Raw genomic sequence first — 21,915 nt, 5'->3', positions numbered from 1 at the left:
CCATCCTTGGTCTGTGCCCGGTTAGGGACGCGAGACGGCCTCGCGCGGCAATGGCACAAGCGCCGCACCGACCCGTTCCACCAGCAGCGCCATTTCGTAGCCGACCTGACCCACGTCACAGCTCCGGGCGGCGAGTACGGCCATCGAGGAACCGTCGCTGATGGACATCAGGAACAGGTAGCCACTGTCCATTTCGATCACAGTCTGAAGCACGCCCCCGGCGCTGAACATCCGGGAGGCGCCGTCGGTCAAGCTGACCACGCCGGAGGTGATCGCCGCGAGCTGGTCGGCCCGGTCCGGCGGCAGGTCCCGGGAGGAGGCGAGAAGCAGGCCGTCCGCCGAGACCGCGACGACGTGCGCGATGCCGGCGACGCTGTCGGCGAAGTTACTGAGCAGCCAACCCATGTCCTGCATCGCTGCTGGCCTGTTCATCCGCTCGTCTCCTTGGTTGAGATCATGCCGTTCTGCTCGGAACCGGCCGTCCGACCGCGCTGTACGCCACGGTGGTAGGCCGACAAGAGGCCGCGTACCTCATCCGGGGTACGCCTGGTCCGCTCACGCGCGCTCTTCGGCTCGACGCCACCGGGCACCAGTTGTGCCTGGGGCACCCGCTTGGGCAGGCCGGACCGGGTCGTACCCCCGTCGGCCGGCTCCGCCGCCCGGCTGGCCCGGGCCCAACCCTCGTCGGCCGCCGTCCGCCAGGACCCCTCGGTCCCGTTCGGCGCGGCGGGCGCCGGAGCGGCAGCGGGCGGCGCGGGCGCGGCGGGTGGCGGTGCTGCGGCGGCGGGTGGCGGCGTCGGCGGTGTGTAGGGGGCCGGCGGCGGCGCGGAACGCCCGGGAGTACGCGCGGCCAGCGGGGCGCGGCCCGGGGTCGCCCCGCCCGGCGACGGTGGAGCGCTCGGTGCCGGCGGCGACTGGTAGCCGCCCGGCGGCACGGTGAAGATCGCGGTCGAGTCCGATCCGTGGGAACGGAACCAGACCGCCTCCATCTCACGGAAGATCGGCGCTTCGCCGGTGTCCTCCACCCGCGGCGCGACCGCGGACGCGGCGCTGACCGGGGTACCCGCGACCGGGCCGGAGGGCAGGCCGGAGGGTGCCGCCACCGCGGGCGTCATGGCGTGCGTCGCGGCCGGGCCGGAACCCGCCGCGCCGCGCTGCGGTAGCGCCGACGCGACCGTCGGGTACTGCACGGTCGGCGAGGTGACCCCGGTCGAACCGGCCAGGCCCGTGTGGGCGGGCGGTGCCGTCGACGCCGGAGTCTGGTACGCCGGCGTCATCGCCTGCTGGTACGTCGGCGTGGGCGTGGCCGGCAACTGGCTCGCCGTCAGCTGGCTGTTGACCGGGGCACCGGTGCTGGCCGGCATCGACCCGGCCGAATCGCCGGCGGTCTGCCACTGGTTGCCCGCGCTGCGCCACTGCTCGGTCAGGGTGCCGCCGGTACGCGACGCACCGACCGGAGAGAGCGTCTCCTGCCAGGCCGCACCGGTCGACGGCCGGATCGCGGCCGGTGCCTGCTCGACCGCGAGCGGCTGCCGCTGCCGGCCGAGCACCTGGTCGCGGCCACGCGGGCTGGGCAGCACCACCGTGCTGGCCGGCAGGGTGACCTGGGCGACCGTGCCGCCCTCCACGTTGCGACGCAGGTCGACCCGGATGTCGTGCCGGTGCGCCAGCCGACCGACGACCGCGAGACCCATCAGCCGGAAGGCCGCCACGTCGACGGCCGGCGGCGCGGCCAGCCGGCGGTTCAGGGCGTCCATCTGCTCTTCGCTGAGCCCGAGACCCCGGTCCTCGACCTGGATCAACACGTAGTCGCGGATCCGGCGGGCGTCGGCGACCACGGTGGTGTGCGGCGGCGAGAAGCGGGTCGCGTTGTCGAGCAGTTCGGCGACCAGCCGGACCACGTCGTTGACCGCGTGGGCGGCGACCGAGATGTCCGGGTCGACGGTGCCGAACTCGATCCGGTTGTAGAGCTCCACCTCGGACTGCGCGGCGCGCAGCGCGTCGATCAGGAGCGCGTCCTCCCGGCGGGGCGCCGTCGAGTCGGCGCCGGCCAGCACGAGCAGGTTCTCGTCGTTGCGACGCATGCGGGTGGCCAGGTGGTCTAGCTCGAAGAGCTGGGCCAGCCGCTTCGGGTCCTCCTCACCCCGCTCGATCGCGTCGAGTTCGCCGATCATCCGGTCGACCAGGGTCTGGCTTCGCCGGGCCAGGCTGAGGAACATCGCGGAGACGCTGGTCCGCAGGGCGGCCTGCTCGGCCGCGACCCGGACCGCCTCCTTGTGTACGACGTTGAACGCCAGGGCGACCTGGCCCACCTCGTCCTTGTTGTTGAGTCTGATCGGGTCCCGGACCTGTCGGACGATCTCGTCGACGCCGCCGTCGCCGATGGTGCCGACGTCCCGCAGCCGACGGACCGCCTCCGGCAGGTCGTGGTTGGCCACCGAGAGCGCGCCCTCACGGAGCCGGCGCAGCGACTGGTTGAGCGACCGGGCCAGCACCACGGCGAAGGCGAGCGCGACGATCAGTGTGATCAACACGATCACCGACTCGACGATCGCCTGCTGGACGACCTCGGAGCGGGCCGCCTCGGCCTGGTCCAGCAGGTCGCGTTCGAGCAGGGTCTCCGCCCAGCGCATCAGGTCGTTGATCGAGCCGATCGCGATCGCCGCCGAACTCGCGCTGACCGGTGCCCGCTCTCCGACCGACCGGGTCAGGTCGCGGGCCACCTTGTCGGCGAGGATCACCGCGTCGCCGGTGACGGCACCCGTGACCACCGCCTCCTGCCGGGAGTTGGCGGAGGCGCCGAAGGCCAGCAGCGCCTCCTGCTGGCTGGTCAGGGTGGCGATGAAGGCCGAGAACTGCTCCTGGTCCAGCACCCCGTTGCTACTCGCCAGGGAGCTGTAGACCACCGCCTCCTCCTCGGCCACCGCCTCCTTGGCCTGGGCGAGCGCGGACAGGGTACGCAGGCTGTCGCCGACCGCGCTTTCACCGGAGATCTGGCCGAGCGCCTCGCCGTACGCCACGAGTTCGCCGATGATCATCCCGTACCGCAGGGTGGCCTCGCCGGGCGGCATCTGCGGACGCTCCAGCACCTCCTGCCGGGTGCCGTTGAGCGTGGCCAGGCGGTCGTCGATGACCCGCAGCCGGTCCTCCACGGAGGCCGGGACGCCGGTCACCTGCGTTCGCCGGTCGTTGTACGCGGCGATCCGGGCATCGGTGCGCTGCACGTACGCGTCGTACGTCTCGGTCGTCGTCTCCCGCGACTTGGCGAGCAGCCTGGCGGCGGCGATCCGCTCCTTGTGCACGTCCTGGGTGAGTGCCGAGACGTCGGCGGAGAGCTCGGTCAGCGACCGGAGCACACCGGCCTGGTAGGCGCCCTGACCGATGTCGACCAGCCGGATCGTGGCGAGCGCGAGGACCGCGGCGACGGGGACGACGAGCAGCAGCGCCAGCTTGGACCGGATCCGGGTGTCCCGTAGCCGGGGAAGCCAGCGGCGCGGTGCAGCGCCCCCCCGCAAACCTTTTGCGGGCAGGGTCGTAGGTCCGGTGCTCACGACATCGCCTCCGTCGTTTCATTACGTGACCCGTCGACCGATGCCTGCTGCAGCGGATCGAGCCGCACGCGGCACGGCCGCGATTTCATCAGAAGAAGGCCGCTTTGGGAAGCGACGGGAGGGCAGCAAAGGTCCATCATGGGACGTCGACTACCCTCGAAGCCGAGAGATCGACGGACCGTCGGCTCTCTGATCAGCACATATATCTTTAGAGTGGTCGCTTGTATCTGGAAAGTTATCCCGCACCCGTACCCCCTCTTATCACTATGTGAGACCCGTCATCCCGAAACCGGCCCGGTATCGAGCGCTTGACCCAGGCGGCCGGCATTGGCAAGGTTTTGCGGGTTTGAAGGCTTCGCGTGAACCGTACGGCAGATCGTTGCCCATCCATTGTGGACGACTGGATCAGCGGCCGGGCAAGCCCCCCGCCCGCGCCGGATACCTGGAGGACTGAGTTGAGGCCCATCCGCTCCGCGATACCCGCGCTGCTCGCGTCGGCCATCCTGGCAACTTCGCTGACCGGCTGCCAGTTCGGCGCGCCGGAGGAGGAGTCCGGGGAGATCGTCATCGGCGCCGACCTGGAGCTGTCCGGCGCGGCCCCACAGGTGGGCAAGGCCTACCAGCGAGCCCTGGAACTCAAGGTCGAGCAACTGAACGAATCCGGTGCGCTGGGTGGTCGCCGGGTCCGCCTGGAGGTCCGGGACAACAAGTTCGACGGCAGCATCTCGGCGACCAATATCGGCGATTTCACCGCCAACCCGGCAATCAGCGGCATCATCATGGGCAGTTGCAACGACTGCGCCATCGGTGCGGCGAAGACGGTGAAGAGCAAGCAGGTTCCGACGATCGCGCTCGCTCCGGCCAGTGACGTGGCCGCCCCGGGGCCGGACCGGGAATACATGTTCAAACTCGGCCCGAACGCCCGCGACAACGTCGCCGCCATCGCCGCCGAACTCCGTGCCCGTAAGGTCAAGACGGTGGCGCTGCTGCACACCGCCGACAAGTACGGCGCGGAGGGCGCGGCGACGCTGGCCAGCGAACTCGTCGGCGTCGAGGAGGACGCGACCGACATCCCGATCCTGGTGAAGCGGTCGGTGAAGGCGACCGACACCGACGTCAGCCAGGCGGTGGGCGCGCTCGTGGCGGAAGAGCCCGAGGCGATCATCGTGTGGACCCCGGCCGACCAGGCCAACCTGGCGATCGCGAGCCTGAAGGGCCAGGGCTACAAGGGCCACGTCTTCTTCGACGCGGTGGCCGCCGGCGACCTCTTCATCGGCAACAGCGGCAGCGCGGCGGAGAACACCACGATGGTCTTCACCCAGACCATGGTGATCGACGACGTGATCGCGACCACCCCGGCCAAGGCGGCGAGCAAGCAGTGGTTCCGGGACTACACCGCCCGGTTCGGCGGCTACTACGGATACTCCTCGTTCGCCGCCGACGCGCTGCAACTGATCGTTGACGCGGCGGTGCGGGCCGGTGGCGACAGCGCGGAACCGAACCGCCCACGCATCCGCAGCCTGCTGGAGACCGCGGAGACCGACGGCCTCTCCGGCCCGATCCGGATGACGCCGGAGAACCACTCGGGGCTGATGCCCCAGGCGTTGAGCCTGCTGGTGGCCCGTGGTGGCCGGTGGCGACTGGCCGGCTGAGCCGGCGATCGACAACGCGGTCCGGCGGCGGGAACGGGTCTCGCCGCCGGAAGGCGTCCGGGATAGCCTGTCGACACTGTCGACCTGTCGAATGGGGTGGCCCAGCCATGATCCGACTCTCCGGAGTATCCCGGACCTTCGGCGGCCGGTCCGGTTCCGTTGAGGCGCTGCGGGGCATCGACCTCGACGTCGCCGAGGGCGAGTTCCTCGCGGTGGTGGGCCGCTCCGGCTGCGGCAAGTCCACCCTGCTGCGCCTGGTGGCCGGCCTGCTGCCGGTGACCGAGGGCGAGATCCGGGTGGCGGACGAGGTCGTCACCCGGCCACGGCGGGACATCGCCATGGTCTTCCAGCGGCCGGCGCTGCTGCCCTGGCGGTCGGTGCTCGACAACGTGCTGCTGCCCACCGAGATCTTCGGCTGGAGCAAGGCCGCACACCGCGAGCGGGCCCGCGGCCTGCTCTCGATGGTCGGGCTCAGCGAGTTCGAGAAGCGGCTTCCGCACGAACTGTCCGGCGGCATGCAACAGCGGGTATCGCTGTGCCGCGCCCTGATCCAGCAGCCGAAGGTGCTGCTGATGGACGAGCCGTTCTCCGCCCTGGACGCGCTGACCCGGGAGGAGTTGTCGGTCGAACTCCAGCGGATCCACATGGAGCACTCGGCGACGATCCTCTTCGTCACCCACTCGATCGACGAGGCGGTGCTGCTCGCCGACCGGGTCGTCGTACTCAGCCCGCGGCCCGGGCGGATCCGCAAGGTACTCGGCATCGACATCCCGCGCCCCCGCTCGCTGGGCCGCAACGCGCACTTCGAGGACGTCGCCCGGGCCAGCGCGGAGCTGCACGAACTCCTGCTCGACCACCCCGAGGGCGGGCCTGGGCTGGCGCTGAGCCGCAGCGGCCAGGCCGACCAACAGCACTGATCCGACACTCAACCACGCTCGGTAGCCGGTCGCCTACTCCTTCCCCGCCCGCACCCGGCCCAGGGTGGCGGGTACGGGTGGGGGTGCGTAACGTGCCCGGCATGGCCTACCGGACCTGGGGCAGAGTGCTGCTCGCCGCACTCCTCGTCGGGATCGTCAGCGGCGCCGGCCAGTTAGGGATCGCGTACGGGCTCGGCCTCGTCCGCTTCGACCGCGGCTTCGACGCGGCCACGGTGAACCAGTGGCCCGCCCAGCTCGTCTGGGTCGGCTGGTTCGCCATGGTGGCGGCCGTACTCGGCGCGACGCTGGCGGACCGACTCGCCCGCAGGTACACCCTGCCCACCGCGCTCGGCAACCGAGCGGCCATCTCGGCGCTGGCCGCCCTCGGCGCGCTCGCGGTCGCACCACTCTCCATGCAGCCCGCCCGGGCGGCCCAGGTCGCCTCGGGTGACCCGGTGACCCTGGCCGGCGTGGCCGCGGCGATCGGTGCCGGGGTCGGGTTTCTCGCCGCCCTGGCCGCGCTCAGCCAGCGTCCGGTGGTCTGGAACATCGCGGCGGTGACCGGCGCGGTCTGGCTCCTCGCGGTACTGTCCGTGCTCCCCTCGCTCGGCCCCACCGATCCGCTGCCCGCCGTACGCCTCGGCGGTGTCGACCCGAGCTGGCTGAGCGCCGGCACCAGCCAACGGCTGGCAGTCGTCACCATGCCGGCGCTGGCCCTGGTCGCGGGCGCGCTCACCGGTGCCCTGGCCCGGTGGCGCGAGCAGCCGGTGTCCGTTGTCGCCAGTTGTGGGGTGGCTGGCCCGTTGATGCTCGCCCTGGCGTACGTCGTCGCCGGCAGGGGTGACTCGGCCGATGCCTACCAGGCGGCCCCGTACTGGGGAGCGCTGATCTCCGTCGGTGCGGGTGCGCTGGGTTCGGTACTGGCGGCCTGGGCCCGCTGGCCGCTGACCACGACCGCCCCCGAGGAAACCGCCGCAGCCGGCTCGACCGCCGCAGCCGGCTCGACCGCCGCAGCCGACCCGTCCGCCGCCGCTATGACGCCCGGCGGCGCCGACGGCGCGACGTCAGGGGACACCGGCACGACGCCGGCCAGCAGCGGTGCCAGCGACGCGCCGACGGTAATCATCCCGGCGACGAACCCGGCGGCCGGCGGCACCACGGCTGGCGGCGTCACGACCGGCACGGCGGCATCCGGCGGCACCACTGACGGCGGCACCACAACCGGCACGGCGGCATCCGCCGGCACCACTGACGGCGGCACCACTGCTGGTGGTACCTCGGCCGACCGGACCTGGCGACTGGAGGTCCCGAGCGGCGACCCCCGGACGGGCGGCACCGGCACCGGCGGTGACCGGGTTACCGGGACGACACCGGCCGGCACCTGGCCGCCTTCGTCGGCGATCGGCGGGCGGACGGTCAGTGAATCGACCGAGCCGTCCAGGGAGCCGGCACCGAGTTCGGGGAACTGGTCGTTCGACATCGGCAGAGGCATCCCGACTCCGCGCGTCCCGACGGAGGATTCCGCGCCCACCGAGCGGCTCGGTGCGTTGGCCCCGACCGTGCCCGACAGCGGTCAGCAAAGCGCCACGGAACCGGTCAGCCCGGGCGGCGGCGGGCCGGCCACCGATTCGGGGAACGCCGGATTCCCGGCCGGTTGGGCGGGTGCTCGTCGACTGCGTACCGAAGACTTCTGGCCGACCACGACACCTTCGACAACACCAGCGGCACCGGCGGCGCCAGCGACGACCACGCCGGCAGCGCCGGAGCCGCTGGCAGCGCCGCCGCCAACGGTTACACCGCGACCAACGGTTTCACCCCCGCCAACGGTTACACCGCGACCAACGGTTTCACCCCCGCCAACGGTTTCACCGCCACCAACGGGTTCGACACCATCAGCGGTTCCCGCGCCACCCGCGGCAACGTCAACGCCACCGCCGGGTACGTCGAACCGTAGCGACGACGCCTGGAACGCCTTCGCGCCGGTCAGCCGTGCCCGCCTCGACCGCCGTGAACCCTCCGCCGATCCCGCCCACCGGCCGGCCGACAGCGGCGCAGCCGGCACCACCAGCCTCAGCGGCTCCGGCCCCAGCAGCTCCAGGGCGACACCGGAACGGGACGCCGTCGGACCGGCCGGAACGGCGACCGGATTGACCGAAACGGGCCGGAGCCGGACGGAGCCGAGCGGAGCGGACCCGACCCGGACCGAGCGGATCCCGCCCGTTCCGGTGGTTTCCGGTGACACCCCGGTTCGGCCGACGCCGGATCGCGGCACGCGCCCGGCCGACCCCGGACCGAGGGCCACCGCCGAGGTCACGTCCCAGCCCCAGCCCCAGCCCGGGACCGCGACCGGGACCGAGGCCGGGACCGGGACCGGGAGCGAGGCCGGGACCGGGACCGGGAGCGAGGCCGGGACCGGGACCGGGAGCGAGGCCGGGACCGGGACCGGGAGCGAGGCCGCGGATCCCGAGCGGCCGACCGGGCGGGTCCGTCGCGGGCTGTTCCGGCGCAACCGGGGCGGTGCCGACCCCGAGCGATCCGACACCGTCGAGACCGGCAAGGGCGGGTCGAAGCAGGACAAGGACGAGGCGAAGCAGCGGGAGACGAAGGGGCGCAACCGTACCGAGGACCCGGTGCCGGCCCGCGACGAGGAGTACGTCGACTGGGTGAGCGGGCTCAGCGAGCCCGACCCGACCGCCGACGACCTCGGGCTGGACCGCAGCGTACGGCGATCACTGCGCTCCACCGGCCGTCACCACGCCGACTGACTGCGGTCACCTCTGACCGGGCGCGCCGCCGGCTCGACCTGGACACCAGAGGCGTTACCGGGTGGGGATTACGCCTCTGGTGTCCAGGTCGAGTGGCTCCGGCGTCCAGGGGAGCGCCACCGGCGTCCAGGGCGCGACAGGCTCCGGCGCCCAGGGCGAACGTCTCCGGCGTCCAGGTCGCGACGGGCTCCGGTGCGCGGGTTGCGCGTTTGTGGTGTCAGGTCAAGCGTTTCTGGCGGCCGGGCCGCCGGCCATCCGGACGGAGGAGGGCCACGCGGGCATGCGGGCGGGGTAGGGCCGTCAGGCCAGGGGTAGGTACACCTTGCCGCCCGAGGCCAGGAACTCGGTCGACTTCTCCTGCATGCCCTGCGCCGCGTACTCCTTCAGTTCCTGGGTGATCTTCATGGAGCAGAACTTCGGGCCGCACATGGAGCAGAAGTGCGCGGTCTTGGCGGGCGTTGCCGGCAGGGTGGCGTCGTGGTACGCCCGTGCCGTCTCCGGGTCCAGCGACAGGTTGAACTGGTCCTCCCAGCGGAACTCGAACCGCGCCTTCGACAGCGCGTCGTCCCAGGCCTGCGCCCCGGGGTGGCCCTTGGCCAGGTCTGCGGCGTGCGCTGCGATCTTGTACGCGATGACCCCCGCCTTGACGTCGTCCCGGTCCGGCAGTCCCAGGTGTTCCTTGGGGGTGACGTAGCAGAGCATGGCGGTGCCGAACATGCCGATCATCGCGGCACCGATCGCCGAGGTGATGTGGTCGTACGCCGGGGCGATGTCCGTGGTCAGTGGACCGAGGGTGTAGAACGGCGCCTCGTGGCACAGCTCCTGCTGGAGGTCCACGTTCTCCTTGATCTTGTGCATCGGCACGTGCCCCGGTCCCTCGATCATCACCTGTACGCCGTGCTCCCAGGCCACCGAGGTCAGTTCCCCGAGAGTACGCAGCTCGGCGAACTGCGCCTCGTCGTTTGCGTCCGCGATGGAGCCGGGCCGCAGGCCGTCGCCGAGCGAGAACGTGACGTCGTACCGGGCGAGGATCTCGCAGAGTTCGGCGAAGTTGGTGTAGAGGAAGTTCTCCTCGTGGTGCGCCAGGCACCAGGCGGCCATGATCGAGCCGCCCCGGGAGACGATCCCGGTGACCCGGTTGACCGCCAGCGGTACGTAGCCGAGGCGTACCCCGGCGTGCACCGTCATGTAGTCGACGCCCTGCTCGGCCTGCTCGATCACCGTTTCTCGGAAGACCTCCCAGGAGAGCTTCACCGGGTCGCCGCCGACCTTCTCCAGCGCCTGGTAGATCGGAACGGTGCCGATCGGCACCGGGGAGTTGCGGATGATCGCTTCCCGGGTCTCGTGGATCCGCTTGCCGGTGGAGAGGTCCATCACGGTGTCCGCACCCCACCGGGTCGCCCAGGTGAGCTTCTCCACCTCCTCGGCGATCGAGGAGGTCACCGCCGAGGTACCGATGTTGGCGTTGACCTTCACCAGGAAGCGCTTGCCGATGATCGCCGGCTCGCACTCCGGGTGGTTCACGTTGAGCGGCAACACCGCCCGGCCGGTGGCGATCTCCTCCCGGACCGCCTCGGCCGGCATGCCCTCGCGGACCGCCACGAACTCCATCTCCGGGGTGACGATCCCGGCCCGGGCGTAGCCCAGTTGGGTGGGCCGGGCGCCGTCCCGACCGGCGAGTGGAGTCCCGGCACCGCGTACCGGGGCCACGTCGCCCCGTTCCGCGATCCACGCCCCGCGCAGCGGAGGCAGCCCTTCGGACGGGTCCGACCCGGGACCGGACGTGTCGTAGAGCCGTACCGGCGGTTCGTCGCCGGTCAGCTCGACCTCCGCGAACGGCACCCGGACGTCCGGACGCGCCCCTGTCACGTACACCTTGCGACGAGCCTTCATGACTACCTCCTCGTGCTGGATGAACCGGACCCGCTGGATGGACCGGACCTGCCGCCGGCCGCCGCCGCACCGGACCAGCCGAAGTGGTCCAGCGGCCCGTGCCCGCTCCCCAACGACCAGGTGCGGGCGCCGAGCAGCGCGTGGGTGACGTACTCCTTGGCGAAGGCCACCGCGTCCGGCACCTGGTCACCGAGCGCCAGCCGGGCGGCGATCGCGGCGGAGAACGAACAGCCGGTGCCGTGGGTGTTCCGGGTCGGCACCCACGGCCGGCGCAACAGCCGCACCTCGGTACCGGTGCAGAGCGCGTCGACCGCGCCGCCGAACGCCTCGGCACCGCCGGCCGCCAGCCCCGAGTCGTCGACGTCACCGCCGGTCACCACCACGTACCGGGGGCCGCCCGCGGCGAGCTGCCGGGCCGCCTCCGCCATCTCGTCCGGGCCGGAGACCGCACGGCCGAGGATCGCCGCGGCCTCCGCCCGGTTCGGGGTCGCCACCAGGGCGTACGGCAGCAGCCGCTCGATCGCTCCGACCACGCCGAGCCGGGCTCCGCTGGTCGAGACGAGCACCGGGTCGACCACGAGGTTGGGCAGCAGGCCGTCCCGGGCCGCCCCGGCCACCGCAGCCGCGACCTCCGCGTCACCGAGCATCCCCGTCTTCACCGCCAGCGGAGGCAGATCCTCGACCACCGCGTGCAACTGTGCGGTCACCATCTCGGCGGAGACCGGGAAGACCGCCCGTACCTCACGGGTGTTCTGCGCGGTGACCGCGGTCAGCACCGAGGTGCCGTAGGCGCCGAGCGCGGCGAAGACCTTCAGGTCGGCCTGGATGCCGGCGCCCGCCCCGGAGTCCGAGCCGGCCACGGTCAGCACCACCGGGGGCGTCACCGCGCCCACCCCGAGCTGGCCGGCAGTGCGCGGCCGTCGTCCCGCACGTCGACAGCGTCGGCCCGCATGTCGACGACACCGGCCCGTACCTCGACGGCGCCGGCCCGCACGTCGACGACACCGGCCCGTACCTCGACGGCGTCGGTGCGCGCGTCGGCGGCCGCGCAGAGGTCGCGGACCAGCCCGGCCGGGTCGCCCGAGCGCATCACCGCACCCATCACCGCCACCCCGACCGCACCCGCCGCCAGGCAGGCGGCGACCTGCTCGGGGGTACTGACACCGCCGAGCGCGACCACCGGCACCGGGCTGCGCACAACCATCCCGGCCAGGCGGTCCGGACCGAGCGGAGGGCCGTATCCGGGCTTGGACGGGCTCGGATAGACCGGCGAGAGCGTCACATAGTCCTCGGTGGAGACCCGGCCCAGCTCGGACAGGTCGTGGCAGGAGCGGCCGACCAGCGGCAGCGCCGGCGGCGGGTACGGGCCGGCGGCCGGCAGGTGTACCGCGTCACCGTCGAGCGGGTCTGGCCCGGCGACCAGCAGGGTGCCCTGCACCGGGGCGAGAATCGCCCGCAGCCGCCGGGCCAGTTCGAGCCGCTCCGGCCGGGGCAGGTCCCGCTCCCGCAGCAACACCCACCGGGCCCCGCCGTCGACCGCGGCCCGGACCACCTCGTCGAGCGGTCGGTGCGCCTGCCAGCGGTCGGTGACCAGCAGGATGCCGCGCGGCCCGATCACAGCTCGGGCCGTCCCTCGTCCGGGGTGGAGGCCAGGGCGTGGAAGCGCCGGGGAATCCGTCCCGCACCGGCGGCCAGCCGGCCGGCCTCGACGGCGAACCGCATGGCGGTGGCCATCCGTACCGGGTCGGCCGCCCGGGTCACCGCGCTGGCCAGCATCACCGCGTCGCAGCCGAGCTCCATCGCCAGGGCCGCGTCCGAGGCGGTGCCGACGCCCGCGTCCAGGATCACCGGTACGTCCACGTTCTGCCGCAGCAGCCGCAGGTTGTGCGGGTTGGTGATGCCCAGCCCGGAGCCGATCGGCGCACCCGCCGGCATCACCGCGGCACAGCCGAGGTCCTGCATCCGGCGGGCCAGCACCGGGTCGTCGGTGACGTACGGCAGCACCGTGAACCCGTCGGCGACCAGCCGCTCGGCGGCGGCGGCCAGCTCGACCGCGTCGGGCAGCAGGGTCCGCTCGTCGCCGATCACCTCCAGCTTGACCCACGACGTCTCGAACGCCTCCCGGGCGAGCTGCGCCACGGTGACCGCCTCGGCGGCGGTACGGCATCCGGCGGTGTTCGGCAGCAGCCGTACGCCGCACCGGTTGAGCACCTCCAGCACCCCGCCGCCCATGGTGGCGCTGCTGTCGATCCGGCGCAGCGAGACGGTGACCAGTTCGCTGCCGCTGGCCCGGATCGTCTGCTCCAGGACGTACGGGCTGGTCGCCCCGCCGGTGCCGAGGATCAGCCGGGAGTCGAACTTCTCACCCGCGAGCACGAACCCGGGTTCGGGATCGGGAAGTACGGACGACATGCCGGTCACCCGCCCTGGGCCGCGGTCAGCACCTCGACCCGGTCGCCGTCCCGGAGCAGCCGGGCCGGCCAGCCACCGCGCGGCACCACCTCGCCGTTCACCGCGACCGCCACGCCCCGGTGTGCGCTGGTGATCTGCTCCACCAGGTCCGCCACGGTCAACTCGCCGGGCAGCCGCTGTTCGACCCCGTTCACGGTCAGCTCCACCGCGTCCTCCCTACCTGGTCGTTCCGTCGTCCGGTCCCGGCGTCCCGCCGAGCCCCGGTCCGCCGGCACCGGTCGCCGGAGTGCCGAACCGGGCCGGCGACAGCGGCGCGAGCGCCGGATCCGGCACTCCGGTGGCGAGCAGATCGGCGATCAGGTCGGCGGTGAGCGGGGTGAGCACGATGCCGTGCCGGAAGTGCCCGGCCGCGACCAGCACCTCGGGCCGGTCCGGCAGCGGGCCGAGCAGTGGTGCGTTGTCCGGCGTACCGGGACGCAGCCCGGAGCGCGCCTCGACCAGCTCGTACTCGGTCAGTTCCGGGATCACGTCGGTGGCGGCCCGGAGCAGGTCGAGTACTGCTCCGGCGGTGACGTCGAGGTCGGCGCGCTCCTCGACGGTGGCCCCGACCACCACCTCGCCGTCGGTCCGGGGCACCAGATAGACGTGCCGGCCGTCGGCGTGGCCCCGGATCACGTGCCGGAAGCCGGGTGTCGCGCCGCCGGGCGCCCGCAGCCGCAGGATCTGCCCCTTCACCGGCCGGACCGGCAGGCCGGTCAGCGCCGCCGTGCCGCAGCCGGCCGCGACCACCGTCGCCGCCGCCTCCAGTTCCGTGAGGTCCCGGACCGGCCGGGGCAGCAGGGTCACCCCGGCGCGTTCGACGGCGACCCGCAGCGCGGCGACCAGCCGGCGCGGGTCGACCTGGTGGTCGCCGGGGGCGAGCGCGCCACCGCGCAGCCGGGTGGCCAGCAACGGTTCGCGGTCCCGCAGCTCCGCCGGCCGCAGCGGGGTCACCGGCAGCCCCAACTCCCGCTGGTACGTCCAGAGCCGTTCCGCCTCGGCCAGGTCGTCGGAGGTGAGCGCGACGGTCAGCGTTCCCTCGGTCCGGTAGCCCAGGTCCAGCCCGGTGTACTCGGCGAGTTCGGCGGCGAAGCCCGGCCAGCGGGCGGCGGACTCGACAAGCAGTCCGGTCAGCACCCGCTCGCCGAAGTAGGTCTCGGCGACCGGGGCGAGCATTCCGGCCGCCACGTCGGAGGCGCCCGAGCCGGGCGTGGCGTCGTACACGCTGACCCGCATGCCCCGGGCGGCGCAGCGCCAGGCGACGGCGAGCCCGATGGGCCCACCGCCCACCACCGCCACGTCCGCCCGGCCGCCCCCTACCGTTGAACCTTTTTCCACCTCCCCTTGCGGTCCGGCGGACCGCAAGGTCGGACGCGGTGCGTAGGCGCCGCGCGGTCCAGGTCGAAAAAGGTTCATCCCTGGGCCCCCGCACCCCGACCCGAGAGCGGGGAACCGCGCCGGGGGTCCCACCCCGGCGATGTTCCCCGTTCCGGATCGGGTGGGGGCGGATCGGTGTGCAGGGCGGTGAGGAGGGCGGCGGTGGCTTGGGCCGGGTCGGCGGCGCCGGAGACGGCACCCACCACGGCCACCCCGTACGCCCCGGCGGCCAGCAGCGCGGGTACCCGCTCGGCGGTGATCCCGCCGATCGCGATCACCGGTACCGGCACCGCGGAGGCGACCCGGCGGATCCCCTCCGGGCCGATCGGCACGGGCAGCCCGTCCTTGGTGGAGGTGGCGTGGCAGGGGCCGACGCCGAGGTAGCTGGCGCCGGCCGCGACCGCCGCCGCACCGGTTTCCGGGTCCCGGGCGGTCGCGCCGAGCACGGCGGTCGGGCCGAGCACCCGGCGGGCGGCGTCGACCGGCAGGTCCCGGGCGCCGACGTGCCCGCCCGCCGCACCGATGGCCAGCGCGAGGTGCAGCCGGTCGTTGACCAGGCAGCCCGCCCCGGCGGCGGCACACCGGCGGGCGACCTCGGCGGCCAACTCGTACGCCGTCCGGTCGTCGATGTCGTCCTCGACCCGGACCTGCACGACCAGTTCGGGGCCGGCGACCGAGAGAGCCGCGTCGACCACCGCGAGCGGGTCCCGCCCCGGCCGGGTGTCGGTGATGAGGTGAAGTCGTCCGATGTGTAGCACGGCAACGCTCCTCCCTGCGCCGGCATTACCCGGATCAGGTTCGACGGTCGGGGGCTCGACAGCCCCCCTCTCAGCCCGGTCTACCGGGCTCCCGTGGGTTACTTGTCGGCGAGCGTACGCGCCTGGTCACGGGTCCGTAAAGGGCCGTGACAAATCGCACAGTGTCAACACTCGACCACGTACCGCCGTTCCGGACCCGGTGACCGGCGGCTGGTGGCTGGCGGCCGACGGCTGGCGGCTGGCGGCTGGCGGCTGGCGGCTGGCGGCTGGCGGCTGGCGGCTGGCGGCTGGCGGCTGGCGGCTGGCGGAAATGTCTGTCCCATCCGGATCATTCGCGCTCGTTACACAACCGTTACCCGAATTAACCTCACCGCCTTATTCCGAGCGGCCAGCAGCCGGCCCTAATTTGTTCAACCACAAGGCAAAATTCGACGACCGGCGCTTCGGCGAGCTTCGGGCGTACCTCCACCCCCCGTGGCGGTCTTCGGCGTACCGACCCGGGATCCCCCTGTCCTCACCGGACCAAGGAGATCCTCCGTGTCCAGTCCCGGCCGCTCCGGCGGCGCATCGCACCCCCCGCAACCCCATCGCAGACTCCTTCGCGGCCTGGTCGGCGCCGTCACGGCCGTGCTCCTCGGCACGACCGCGCTGACCGCCACCCCGGCCTCGGCCGCCCCGGCGGTCCTGCCCCAGGCCCTGGCACCGGTCAAGAAGGCACCGGCGGTTGAACCGGCTCCCGAGGCCGAAACCTTCAGTGTGCTGGTCTTCTCCAAGACGGCCGGCTTCCGGCACGACTCCATCCCGGCCGGCATCGCCGCCATCCAGCAGCTCGGTGCGGAGCACGGGTTCACCGTCGACGCGACCGAGGACGGGGCGGCGTTCACCGACGCCAACCTCGGCAAGTACCAGGCGGTGATCTGGCTCTCCACCACCGGCGACGTGCTGAACGCGGAGCAGCAGGCCGCCTTCGAGCGCTACGTCCAGGCCGGTGGCGGGTACGTCGGGGTGCACGCCGCCTCGGACACCGAGTACGACTGGCCCTGGTACGGCGAGCTGGTCGGGGCGTACTTCGCCTCGCACCCGGCCAACCAGCAGGCCACCATCAAGGTCGAGGACCACGCGCACGAGTCCACGAACGACCTGCCGGCGCAGTGGTCCCGGTACGACGAGTGGTACAACTTCCGCGACAACCCGCGCGGCGACGTGCACGTACTCGCCTCGCTGGACGAGACCAGCTACGCCCCCGGCGCCGGGGCGATGGGTGCCGACCACCCGTTCGCCTGGTGCCAGGACTACGACGGCGGCCAGGCCTGGTACACGGCCGGCGGCCACACCCAGCAGTCGTACGCCGAACCGGAGTTCCTGGACCACCTGCTCGGTGGCATCCGGACCGCGGCCGGTGCCGTCGAGGCCGACTGCTCCGCCTCGCTGACCAGCAGCTTCGAGAAGATCACCCTGGACAGCAACACCAACAACCCGATGGAGCTGGACGTCGCCGCCGACGGGCGGGTCTTCTACATCGAACGGGACGGCCGGGTCCAGATCATCAAGCCGGACACCGGCACCACGGTCACCGCCGCCGACCTCGACGTCTTCACCGGCAACGAGGACGGGCTGATCGGCATCCGGCTGGACCCGGACTTCGCCACCAACAAGTGGGTGTACCTCTACTACGCCCCGAACGGCGGCGCGGCCCGCAACTACCTGTCCCGGTTCACCGTCGTCGGTGACACCCTCGACCTGGCCAGCGAGAAGATCGTGCTCCAGGTGACGACGCAGCGGAACACCTGCTGCCACGCGGGCGGCAGCATGACGTTCGACAGCGCCGGCAACCTCTATCTGGCCACCGGCGACAACACCAACCCGTTCGAGTCGAACTCGTTCACCCCGATCGACGAGCGGCCGGGCCGGCAGGACTTCGACGCGCAGCGCAGCTCCGGCAACACCAACGACCTGCGCGGCAAGGTGCTGCGGATCCACCCGGAGGACGACGGGACGTACACCGTCCCGCAGGGCAACCTCTTCGCGCCGGGCACCGAGAAGACCCGGCCGGAGATCTACGCGATGGGCTTCCGGAACCCGTTCCGGATCGGCATCGACCCGTTGACGAACACCCTCTACGTGGCCGACTACGGCCCGGACGCCGGAGCGGCGAACCCGGACCGGGGTCCGGAGGGGACGGTCGAGTGGAACGCGGTCGGGCAGGCCGGCAACTACGGCTGGCCGTACTGCCACGGCGCGAACTACGCGTACAACGACTACCAGTTCCCGTCCGGGCCGAGCGGGGCGAAGTTCGACTGCGCCGCGCCGGTGAACAACTCGCCGAACAACACCGGGCTGACCAACCTGCCCCCGGCGATCCCGGCCACCGTCGACTACGACTACAGCGGCAACCCGCTCTTCCCGGAGATCGGCGGCGGCGGTGCCCCGATGGGCGGCCCGGTCTACCGGTACGACCCGGAGAATCCGTCCGAGCGCAAGTGGCCGGCGTACTACGACGGCAAGGCGATGTTCGGCGAGTGGAACCAGAACAAGATGTACGCCTTCCAGGTCGCCGAGGACGGAAAGTCCCTGGTGGACATCAACCAGTTGCTCACCGGAATGACCTTCATCCGGCCGATGGACTTCGAGTTCGGCCCGGACGGCGCGCTGTACCTGATCGAGTGGGGCAGCGGCTTCGGCGGCAACAACGACAACTCCGGGGTGTACCGGATCGAGTACATCGCGGGTGACCGGGCGCCGATCGCGGTCGCGACCGCCAATCCCACCTCCGGGCCCGCCCCGCTGACCGTGGACTTCTCCAGCGAGGGCTCCCGGGACCCGGACGGCGGTCCGATCAGCTACGCCTGGACGTTCGGCGACGGCGGCACCTCGACCGAGCCGAACCCGACGCACACCTACCCGGCGGCCGGCAACTACACCGCCCAGCTCACCGTCACCAACGACACCGGCCGGACGGCGGTGGCGAACGTACCGGTGACGGTCGGCAACACCGCCCCGACGGTGACCATCGAGTTCCCGCCGGACGGCGGGTTCTTCGACTGGGGCGACCAGGTGAAGTACACGGTCAAGGTGACCGACCCGGAGGACGGGAAGATCGACTGCACCAAGGTGAAGCTCCAGTCGTTCCTCGGCCACGACGAGCACGCCCACCCGATGGGCGAGCAGTTCGGCTGCGAGGGGTCGGTGCAGACCGCGCTCGCCGCCAGCCACGGCGCCGACGCCAACGTGTTCGCGGTCTTCGAGGCCACCTACACCGACGGCGGCGGGGCCGGCGACTCCAACCCGCTGACCGGCCGGGCGATCGAGCAGTTGCAGCCGAAACGGAAGCAGGCCGAGTACTACTCGGCGACCGGCCGGGCGCCGGGCGCGGTCGGCGGCGGCGACCCGGGCGTGCAGACCCAGGCCACCACCGACGTCGAGGGCGGCTTCGAGAACATCGGCTGGATCGAGGACGGCGACTACTGGACCTTCGACCCGACAAACCTGACCGGTATCACCGGGTTCCGGTTCCGGGCCTCCTCGGCCGGCGGCGGCGCCCGGATCGAGGTACGGTCCGGTGCGGCCGACGGACCGGTGCTGGCCACCGCCACCGTGCCGGACACCGGCGGCTGGCAGACGTTCACCAACGCCACGGCCGAGCTGGCGACCCCGAGCACGTCAAGTGGTCCCCTGTTCTTCGTGGCGCGCAACCCGGTCGGGGCCACCGGCACGGGTGCGATCCTCAACGTCAACTGGGTCGACTTCCTCGGTCGCGGCGTCACCGACAACGCGCCGCCGACGGTGACCGCCACCGCCACCCCGACCACCGGCACCGCGCCGGTCGCGGTGAGCTTCGACGGCACCGCCAGCGACGCCGAGGGCGACGACCCGCTGACGTACGCCTGGGACTTCGGGGACGGGGGCACGGCGACCACCCTGGACGCCACGCACACGTACACCGCCCCGGGGACGTTCACCGCGACCCTGACCGTTACCGACGCGCGCGGCGCAGCCGCGTACGCCACGGTCACCGTCAAGGTGGAGGCGCCGAACACCTCGTGCTTCGGGGCCCGCTCGGACGACTTCACCGGCGGCGAGCTGGACAAGGCCCGCTGGTCGACGGTGGTCCGGGAAAACCAGCTCTACGGTGTACGGGGCGGCTCCCTCGTCCTGCCCACCTCGGTCGGCGACCTCTACGGCGCTCGCAACGACGCCACCAACGTCGTGCTGCAACCGGCGCCGAGCGGTAGCTGGCAGGCCACCACCAAGCTGAGCCTGGCGGCGGTCGCCGACTACCAGCAGGCCGGCCTGATCGTCTACGGCGACGACGACAACTACGCCAAGCTGGACCTGCTGTACGGCGGCAGCCGGCGGGTCGAGTTCATCCGGGAGACCGCCGGCACCCCGCGCAACGAGAGCGGCGACTCGGCGGCCGCACCGGCCGGTGACTCGATCTACCTGCGGCTGACCGGCGACGGCGTGAACCTGACCGCGGCGTACTCGGCCGACGGACAGACCTTCACCCCGGTCGGCCGGTCGGCGGCGCTGGCCGGCATCGACAACCCGAAGGTCGGGCTGTTCGCGCTGAACGGTGGCAGCACCGCACCGGTGGTGGACGCCAGCTTCGACTGGTTCCAGATCACCCCGGACGAGCCGGCCGGCGAGATGACCCCGAACGACGAGTTCACCGGGACCGCGCTGGACAAGTGCCGGTGGGACGGGATCGTCCGGGAGGACCCGGCGGCGTACCGGGTCGCCGACGGCGCGCTGCACATCGACGTGCCGAACGGCGACATCTACACCGGCAACAACACCGGGCCGACGAACTTCGTGCTCCAGACCGCCCCCGAGGGTGACTGGACGATCCAGACGAAGGTCGACGGCGGCAGGCTGAACGAGCAGTACCAGCAGGCCGGCCTGATCGTCTACGGCGACGACGACAACTACCTGAAGTTCGACTTCATCGCCGACAACCAGGTGGGCCAGCCGGTGGCGCGGCGGATCGAGTTCCGCAGCGAGATCGGCGCAGCCGTGCAGGACCCGCAGCCGCAGGTCACCGACCTCACCGAGTCGGTGTGGCACCTGCGACTGGCGAAGTCGGGTAACGCCTACACGGCGGCGTACTCGGCGGACGGGACGACCTGGACGGAGCTGGCACCGCTGACCAACGCCGCGGTGGGTGCCACGCCGCGGATCGGTCTGTTCAGCCTCGGTGCGGCGCAAACCGCGTCGAAGACAGTCTCGTTCGACTACTTCCGGCTCAGCACGGAAGCCGTCGACGAGGCGGCCCCGGTGACCACCGCCACCGTGTCGGGGACCCCGACCGGTGGCTGGTACACCGGCCCGGTCACGGTGACCCTCGCCGCCACCGACAACGCCGGGGGCAGCGGGGTGGCCCGCACCGAATACCAGCTCGACACCGCGACGACCTGGAGCGCGTACTCGGAGCCGGTGCTGGTCGCCGGGGACGGGCAGCACACCGTGCGGTTCCGTTCGGTGGACGAGGCGGGCAACGTCGAGGAGGCGAAGTCGGTCGAGGTGAAGATCGACGCCACCGCGCCGGTCAGCACCGCCGCGTTCGCCCCGCCGACCGACGACGGCTGGCACAACGGCACCATCCCGGTGACGCTGGCCTCGACCGACGCCGGTGCTGGAGTGGCCAAGCTGGAGTGGTCGCTCGACGGCGGCGCCTGGACGGCGTACACCGAGCCGGTGAACGTGACCGGGGACGGGCAGCACGAGCTGCTCTACCGGGCCACCGACGGTGCCGGGAACGCCGAGACGCTCAAGTCGGCGATCCTGAAGATCGACGGTGCGAAGCCGACCGTGCTGGTCTCCGGGCTGGCCGACGGACAGCTCTACGGCGACAGCCAGGACGTCCGGGTGAACTGGTCGGCGGTCGACCCGACCTCCGGCATCAAGGCGACGGTCGGCACACTGGACGGCCGCCCGTACCAGCCGAACACCCTGCAGGCGATGTACGAGCTGCCGCTCGGCCTGCACGAGCTGACCGTGACCGCGACGGACAAGGCCGGGAACGTGACGACCTCGACCGTACGGTTCTTCGTCACCACCTCGTTCCGGGACATGCAGATGCTGCTGGACCGGTTCAAGGCGACGAGTCGGCTGTCGACCAAGGCGCACAAGCAGTTGTCGGGCAAGCTCGACACGGTCCGCCAGGCCGAGGCGAACGGCAACGACGACAGGGCGATCAAGCAGCTCGGTCAGTTCAAGGCGCTCGCCGCGGACACCGGGCTGGTCACCGAGGCGGAGATCCGGGACGTGCTGATCCGGGACGCCGACGCGATGATCGTCCGGTTGGGCGGCAGCCCGAGCGCCTCCGGAGTCAGGGCCAACGACGGCAAGTCGGTGCAGGGCACCGGCCGGCTGGTCGAGGACCCGACCCGGGTGAAGCGGGGCGGAAAGCTCTGACCCGGGAAGTTCGGCACGTCAGGTAAGCGCGGGGGCGGTCACCATTCGGCGGCCGCCCCCGTACCCGTCCGGCGGACGATCCGCCGGGAAGGAGTACCCCGAATGCGACGTCGACCCCCGACAACGCCCCGGTGGCC

Annotated in this window: 12 protein-coding genes, 1 pseudogene and 1 riboswitch; of the genes and pseudogenes, 4 read left to right on the top strand and 9 right to left on the bottom strand. The window is 72.2% G+C overall.

The window, feature by feature from the left end:
- Positions 1-21: 21 nt before the first annotated feature.
- Positions 22-432, bottom strand: a complete 411-nt coding sequence (locus tag ACQEVC_RS14160; protein ID WP_101368105.1) for a roadblock/LC7 domain-containing protein — start codon at positions 430-432, stop codon at positions 22-24.
- Complete coding sequence (locus ACQEVC_RS14155; RefSeq protein WP_432877071.1) at positions 429-3,551, bottom strand: nitrate- and nitrite sensing domain-containing protein; 3,123 nt, start codon at positions 3,549-3,551, stop codon at positions 429-431. Before ACQEVC_RS14155 ends, ACQEVC_RS14160 begins: the two co-directional genes overlap by 4 nt.
- Before the next feature lie 455 nt (positions 3,552-4,006).
- On the opposite strand from ACQEVC_RS14155, the gene ACQEVC_RS14150 reads away from it, so the two are divergent.
- The 3 genes from ACQEVC_RS14150 (at position 4,007) to ACQEVC_RS14140 (ending at position 8,885) form a co-directional block, all read left to right on the top strand.
- Entirely contained in the window at positions 4,007-5,203 is a 1,197-nt protein-coding gene (locus tag ACQEVC_RS14150) for an ABC transporter substrate-binding protein (RefSeq protein ID WP_432877068.1), read from the top strand.
- Between the two features lie 107 nt (positions 5,204-5,310).
- Entirely contained in the window at positions 5,311-6,120 is an 810-nt protein-coding gene (locus ACQEVC_RS14145) for an ABC transporter ATP-binding protein (RefSeq protein WP_318395923.1), read from the top strand.
- A 101-nt stretch (positions 6,121-6,221) separates the two neighbouring features.
- Positions 6,222-8,885: a hypothetical protein gene (locus tag ACQEVC_RS14140; protein ID WP_432877064.1), complete on the top strand. Its 2,664-nt coding sequence runs from the start codon at positions 6,222-6,224 to the stop codon at positions 8,883-8,885.
- A 300-nt stretch (positions 8,886-9,185) separates the two neighbouring features.
- On the opposite strand, the gene thiC is transcribed toward ACQEVC_RS14140, so the two are convergent.
- From thiC to thiE, 7 genes and pseudogenes are all read right to left on the bottom strand, one after another.
- Positions 9,186-10,778 carry a phosphomethylpyrimidine synthase ThiC gene (gene thiC, locus ACQEVC_RS14135; RefSeq protein ID WP_432877061.1) on the bottom strand — a complete coding sequence of 531 codons (1,593 nt, stop codon included), beginning with the start codon at positions 10,776-10,778 and terminating at the stop codon, positions 9,186-9,188.
- A 2-nt stretch (positions 10,779-10,780) separates the two neighbouring features.
- The gene (gene thiD / locus ACQEVC_RS14130; protein ID WP_432877058.1) at positions 10,781-11,662 is read right to left on the bottom strand and encodes a bifunctional hydroxymethylpyrimidine kinase/phosphomethylpyrimidine kinase; all 882 of its coding nucleotides are present in this window, start codon (positions 11,660-11,662) and stop codon (positions 10,781-10,783) included.
- Positions 11,659-12,396, bottom strand: coding sequence for a thiamine phosphate synthase (locus tag ACQEVC_RS14125; RefSeq protein ID WP_432877054.1), 738 nt, complete (start codon positions 12,394-12,396; stop codon positions 11,659-11,661). The genes thiD and ACQEVC_RS14125 overlap by 4 nt, the downstream gene beginning before the upstream one ends.
- Positions 12,393-13,190 carry a thiazole synthase gene (locus ACQEVC_RS14120; protein WP_432877051.1) on the bottom strand — a complete coding sequence of 266 codons (798 nt, stop codon included), beginning with the start codon at positions 13,188-13,190 and terminating at the stop codon, positions 12,393-12,395. The genes ACQEVC_RS14125 and ACQEVC_RS14120 overlap by 4 nt, the downstream gene beginning before the upstream one ends.
- Positions 13,191-13,195: 5 nt before the next feature.
- Complete coding sequence (gene thiS, locus ACQEVC_RS14115; protein ID WP_318395929.1) at positions 13,196-13,396, bottom strand: sulfur carrier protein ThiS; 201 nt, start codon at positions 13,394-13,396, stop codon at positions 13,196-13,198.
- A 10-nt stretch (positions 13,397-13,406) separates the two neighbouring features.
- Positions 13,407-14,528, bottom strand: a complete 1,122-nt coding sequence (thiO, locus tag ACQEVC_RS14110; protein WP_432891373.1) for a glycine oxidase ThiO — start codon at positions 14,526-14,528, stop codon at positions 13,407-13,409.
- Positions 14,529-14,746: 218 nt separating this feature from the next.
- Positions 14,747-15,355, bottom strand: a pseudogene (gene thiE, locus ACQEVC_RS14105) (thiamine phosphate synthase); the annotation flags it as partial.
- Positions 15,356-15,358: 3 nt separating this feature from the next.
- Positions 15,359-15,469: riboswitch (TPP riboswitch) on the bottom strand.
- Between the two features lie 432 nt (positions 15,470-15,901).
- On the opposite strand from thiE, the gene ACQEVC_RS14100 reads away from it, so the two are divergent.
- Positions 15,902-21,778, top strand: coding sequence for a ThuA domain-containing protein (locus tag ACQEVC_RS14100; RefSeq protein WP_432877047.1), 5,877 nt, complete (start codon positions 15,902-15,904; stop codon positions 21,776-21,778).
- Positions 21,779-21,915 lie beyond the last annotated feature (137 nt).

It is taken from the genome of Plantactinospora sp. CA-294935, assembly GCF_050936445.1.
In the GTDB taxonomy this organism is placed as follows: Bacteria; Actinomycetota; Actinomycetes; order Mycobacteriales; family Micromonosporaceae; genus Plantactinospora.
This window is presented reverse-complemented; position numbering and strand designations above follow the sequence as displayed.